Source organism: Janthinobacterium sp. GW458P (assembly GCF_002127585.1).
GTDB lineage: Bacteria > Pseudomonadota > Gammaproteobacteria > Burkholderiales > Burkholderiaceae_D > Janthinobacterium.
This window is the reverse complement of record NZ_NEGZ01000113.1, coordinates 1-4,536: the sequence shown is the minus strand read 5'-3', so window position 1 is coordinate 4,536 and position 4,536 is coordinate 1. Positions and strand designations below refer to the sequence as shown.

Sequence of the window (4,536 nt, the reverse complement as noted above, 5' to 3'; positions counted from 1 at the left end):
CCGGGCGGGCTGCCGGCGGCTGGGGCTGCATTTGCGCCTGCGCAACATTGCGGCTGGCCTGGCGCTGTTCCAGCTGGCGGTTCAGGGTGCGCTGGAAGTCGCCGTCGCCGCCGCCGGATGGCTGCTGGGCGCGGTTGGCCGGGCCGGGCGTGGCGTTCGGCGAGACGATCTGGGAAATCGGGGTTGGCTGGGTTTGCATGATGCTGCCTCAGTGTTGCTTAGCGTTTGTAATAGGCTTGTCGAGCCGCGTGCTCATCCATTGCTTTCTGGTCGCGCTTGTTTTCCAGTTTCAGCGCCTGTTCCTGTGCCCGGTTGTTCAGGGTGGTGTACGACATGCGCTTGCGCTCGGCCGCCTGCCAGCGCATTTTTTCATTCTCGCTGCGCGCCTGCGCATGCTCGACGACTTGCTGCTGGCCCAGGATGGCGCTGTCAAGCTTGACCATGAAGGCCTGGAAGTTGCGGTAGGCCATGGGCGTGATGCCGTTGCTCATGGTGGCCTCGAAGCGCTGGGCATAGTCGTCGCGGTAGCCGGACAGCATGTCGAGCTTTTGCCGGCAATCGTCGAGCGCTTTCAGGGCCGCGCCCAGGCGCTTGGCGCAATCGTCCGTCTCGCGCTGGGCAAGGTCGATCAGGGTTGCAAGTTGGGAAGGAGAGGCCATGGCTGATTATATTCCCGGTGCGCAAGCCCTAATCAGTCGAATAGAGCGGTAAGTTGCCCCAAGCTCTCGTCCATGCTGACCCGTTCCGTGATTTGCTGTTGCAGGAAGGCTTCAATTTTTTCATGCAGGGCGATGGCCTGGTCCAGCACGGGGTCGGTGCCGGCGCTGTAGGCGCCCACGCTGATCAGGTCGCGGCTGCGCTCGTAGCGCGAATACAGCTGTTTCAGCTTGCGCGCCTGCTGCTGGTGTTCATGCGTGGTGATCGAGTGGGCGGCGCGCGAAATCGACTGTTCGATGTCGATGGCCGGGTAGTGGCCCGCCTCGGCCAGGCGCCGGTTGAGCACGATATGCCCGTCGAGAATCGCGCGCGCCGAATCGGCGATCGGGTCTTGCTGGTCGTCGCCCTCGGTCAGCACGGTATAGAAGGCCGTGATCGAGCCGCCGCCTTCCTCGCCATTGCCGGCCCGCTCCACCAGCACGGGCAGCTTGGCGAAGACGGACGGCGGATAGCCTTTGGTGGCGGGCGGCTCGCCGATGGCCAGGGCGATTTCGCGCTGCGCCATGGCGTAGCGGGTCAGCGAATCCATGATCAAGAGCACGTTTTGCCCCTGGTCGCGGAAGTGTTCGGCGATTGCCGTCGCATACGCGGCGCCCTGCAGGCGCATCAGCGGCGGCGTGTCGGCCGGCGCGGCCACGACGACGGAACGGGCCAGGCCTTCGGCGCCGAGAATCTGCTCGATGAATTCCTTGACCTCGCGCCCGCGTTCGCCGATCAGGCCGACGACGATGACGTCCGCCTCCGTGTAGCGGGCCATCATGCCCAGCAGCACGCTTTTGCCCACGCCGGAACCGGCGAACAGGCCCATGCGCTGGCCGCGGCCCACGGTCAGCATGGCGTTGATCGAGCGCACGCCCACGTCCAGGGTGGCGACGATGGGCGCGCGGCCCAGGGGATTGGCGGGGCGCACGTTGATGGGGGCGCTGTCGCTCGTGTGCAGCGGCCCCAGCTGATCCAGCGGGCGGCCCGCGCCATCGAGCACCCTGCCCAGCAGTTGCGGCCCCACGGGCAGGTGGCGCGCGCGGTCGCTGGGGCGGCGGCGCGGATGCGCCACGCTGCCGGGGCGGGGGATGGCCGGTTCGACGGAAAACACGCGCGTGCCGGGCACGATGCCTTCCACGTCGCTTTGCGGCATCAGGAACAGGCGGTCGCCCTCAAAACCCACCACCTCCGCCTCGACCCGCCCGCCATTGGGCAGCGGCACGGTGCAGGCGGCGCCCACGGCCAGGCGCAGGCCCACGGCTTCCATCACCAGGCCGGCCACGCGCGTGACCCGGCCCGACACCTGCATCGGCTCGACGAAGCCGACCACGGCGGTGCAGTCGTTCAGGTAGGCGCGCCAGCGCGCCGCATGGGCAGCCGGGCCTTTGACTGGCTCGCTCACGGCGCCAGCCAGTCCAGGTCTTTGCCCAGCGCATGCATCAGGCGCTGCCAGCGCGTGGACGTCTGCGCGTCGATCTGGTTGCTGGCCGTATCGATCTTGCAGCCGCCGCGTTCCACGCTCGGGTCTTCGATGACGCGCCAGCCGCCCTTGTCGAGCTCGTCGCCGATGCCGTCGCGCACCACTTGCGCATCGTCGGGATTGAGCATCAGCAAGGCCGGTTGTTGTAATACTGGCAAATATTCGATGGCTTCGCGCACCAGCGGCAGCATCAGCTCCGGGCGCACGGGCAAGGCTGACTTGAGCATGCCCTTGGCCAGTTGCAGGGCCAGTTCCATCACTTCATTGGCGATCAGTTCGTCGGCCTGCTGCACGGCCGTGCCGAAGTCGACGGCGATGGTTTGCAGGTGCGCCAGCTCCACGGCGGAGGCCGCCTTGCCTTCCGCGTACGACTGCGCATGGCCGTCGGCATGGCCGGCCGCATGGCCTTCCGCATAGCCGGCCGCGCGGCCCTCGTCGAAGGCGGTGGCGCGCGCTTCCTCGCGGATGGCGTCGAGCTCTTCCTGCGTCGGGTATTCCAGAGGCGGCGCCAGTTCTTCCTCGTGCGGCTCGCCGTAGGCATCGAGCTCCGTTTCGGGATCGGGCTCGAGCAGCTTGCGCGCCGCCACCACGCTGGGCCGCTCGTCGCCAAACGAGGTCATTTCCCAGCGCTGGTAGGCGGTTTGTTGCTCTTTGGGAATTAAGTTAGACAAACGAATCCTCGCCTTTTCCGCCTAATACGATCTGCCCTTCGTCCGCCAGGCGGCGCACGATCTGCAGGATCTGCTTCTGCTGCGATTCCACTTCCGACAGGCGCACGGGGCCTTTCGATTCCAGGTCTTCGCGCATCATCTCGCCGGCCCGCTGCGACATGTTCTTGAAGATCTTGTCGCGCAGCTCCTGCGAAGCGCCTTTCAGGGCGATGATCAGCATTTCCGACTGCACTTCGCGCAGCAGCAGCTGGATGCCGCGGTCGTCGATATCGATCACGTTGTCGAACACGAACATTTCGTCCATGATCTTTTGCGCCATGTCATTGTCGTAGTTCTTGATATTGTCCATGACGGAGCCTTCCTGCTCGCCGCTCATGAAGTTCAGGATCTCGGCCGCCGCGCGCACGCCGCCCAGCGACGATTTCTTGATGTTTTCGTTACCGGACAGCAGTTTCGTCAGCACATCGTTGAGTTCGCGCAAGGCGGCCGGCTGCACGCCGTCCAGGGTGGCGATGCGCAGCACCACGTCGTTGCGCAGGCGGTCCGTGAAGTGGCCGAGGATTTCGCACGCCTGGTCGCGCTCCAGGTGGACCAGGATGGTGGCGATGATCTGCGGGTGTTCGTTGCGGATCAGCTCGGACACGGATTGCGAATCCATCCATTTCAGCGATTCGATGCCGGACGCGTCCTTGCCGCCCAGGATGCGCGACAGCAGCACGGATGCCTTGTCGTCGCCCAGCGCCTTGGTGAGGACTTGCCGGATGTATTCGTCCGAATCGAGGCCGACGGTGGAATTGAGTTCCGTCTGCGCGCGGAAGTCGCCGAGCACCTCGACCACCTGCTCGTGCGCGATGCCCTTCATGGTGGCCATGGCGGCGCCCAGTTTCAGCACTTCGCGCGGACCGAGGAATTTCATCACTTCGGCCGCTTCGCTCTCGCCCAGGGCCAGCATCAGGATGGACGCTTTTTGCAGTCCCGTTGTCTCACTCATTATTGCCCACCCATGCTTTGATTACGTTGGCCACCACGCGCGGGTCTTCCTGCGCCAGCTTCCTGGCCATGGCCAGGTTTTCGCGGTAGCCGCGCGCCGTGTCTTCTTCCAGTTCTTCCAGCTCGGCTTCGCTGAGCAGGACCTCGTTTTCTTCTTCCGTCTTCGGCAGCTCCGGCTCGATGACGGGCGGCGGGGCGCCGAAATCGTCGATCTTGCGCATCACGGGACGCAGCATCGGGCGCACGATCTTGATGAAAATGTACAACAGGATCAGGGCCGTGATGAGGAATTTCGCCAATTCCTTGGCCAGCGGCAAGTTGGCCGGGTCGCGCCACCACTCCAGCTTGCCTTCCGGCGCGCGGTCGATGCCGTCGAACGGCGAGTTGGCCACGCTGAAGCTGTCGCCGCGCTCCTTGTTGTAGCCCATCGCTTCCTTGACCAGATTGTTGATCTGGACCATTTCGGCCGGGGAAATCGGCTTGACCGTGACCTTGCCATCCTTGTCGAAGCTGCGGCGGTAATTGACGACGACGGCCACGGACAGGCGGCGCAGGCCGCCCATGGATTTCTGTTCGTAGCGCACGGTCTTGTCGACTTCGTAATTCGTCGTCGATTCCTTTTGCGTGGGCGCCGTCGGCGCGCCGCCCGGGGCGCCCGGCGCTTCCGCCGTCAGCGGCGCCGTGGCCACGCCGGGC

At 65.2% G+C, this 4,536-nt stretch carries 6 protein-coding genes; all 6 read right to left on the bottom strand.

The window, feature by feature from the left end; all coding sequences use genetic code 11:
- Window positions 1-199: hypothetical protein (locus CBW50_RS27995; RefSeq protein WP_139842693.1), on the bottom strand; the 199-nt coding region annotated here is incomplete at its 3' end.
- A gap of 19 nt (window positions 200-218) precedes the next feature.
- Window positions 219-659, bottom strand: a complete 441-nt coding sequence (gene fliJ, locus CBW50_RS27990; RefSeq protein ID WP_086148518.1) for a flagellar export protein FliJ — start codon at window positions 657-659, stop codon at window positions 219-221.
- 32 nt (window positions 660-691) lie between these two features.
- Window positions 692-2,008: a flagellar protein export ATPase FliI gene (gene fliI, locus CBW50_RS27985; protein WP_226935478.1), complete on the bottom strand. Its 1,317-nt coding sequence runs from the start codon at window positions 2,006-2,008 to the stop codon at window positions 692-694.
- A gap of 89 nt (window positions 2,009-2,097) precedes the next feature.
- The gene (gene fliH, locus CBW50_RS27980) at window positions 2,098-2,850 is read right to left on the bottom strand and encodes a flagellar assembly protein FliH (RefSeq protein ID WP_264296467.1); all 753 of its coding nucleotides are present in this window, start codon (window positions 2,848-2,850) and stop codon (window positions 2,098-2,100) included.
- Window positions 2,843-3,841, bottom strand: coding sequence for a flagellar motor switch protein FliG (fliG, locus tag CBW50_RS27975; protein ID WP_086148515.1), 999 nt, complete (start codon window positions 3,839-3,841; stop codon window positions 2,843-2,845). The genes fliH and fliG overlap by 8 nt, the downstream gene beginning before the upstream one ends.
- Window positions 3,834-4,536: flagellar M-ring protein FliF C-terminal domain-containing protein (locus CBW50_RS27970; protein WP_301178824.1), on the bottom strand; the 703-nt coding region annotated here is incomplete at its 5' end. The genes CBW50_RS27970 and fliG, both read right to left, overlap by 8 nt.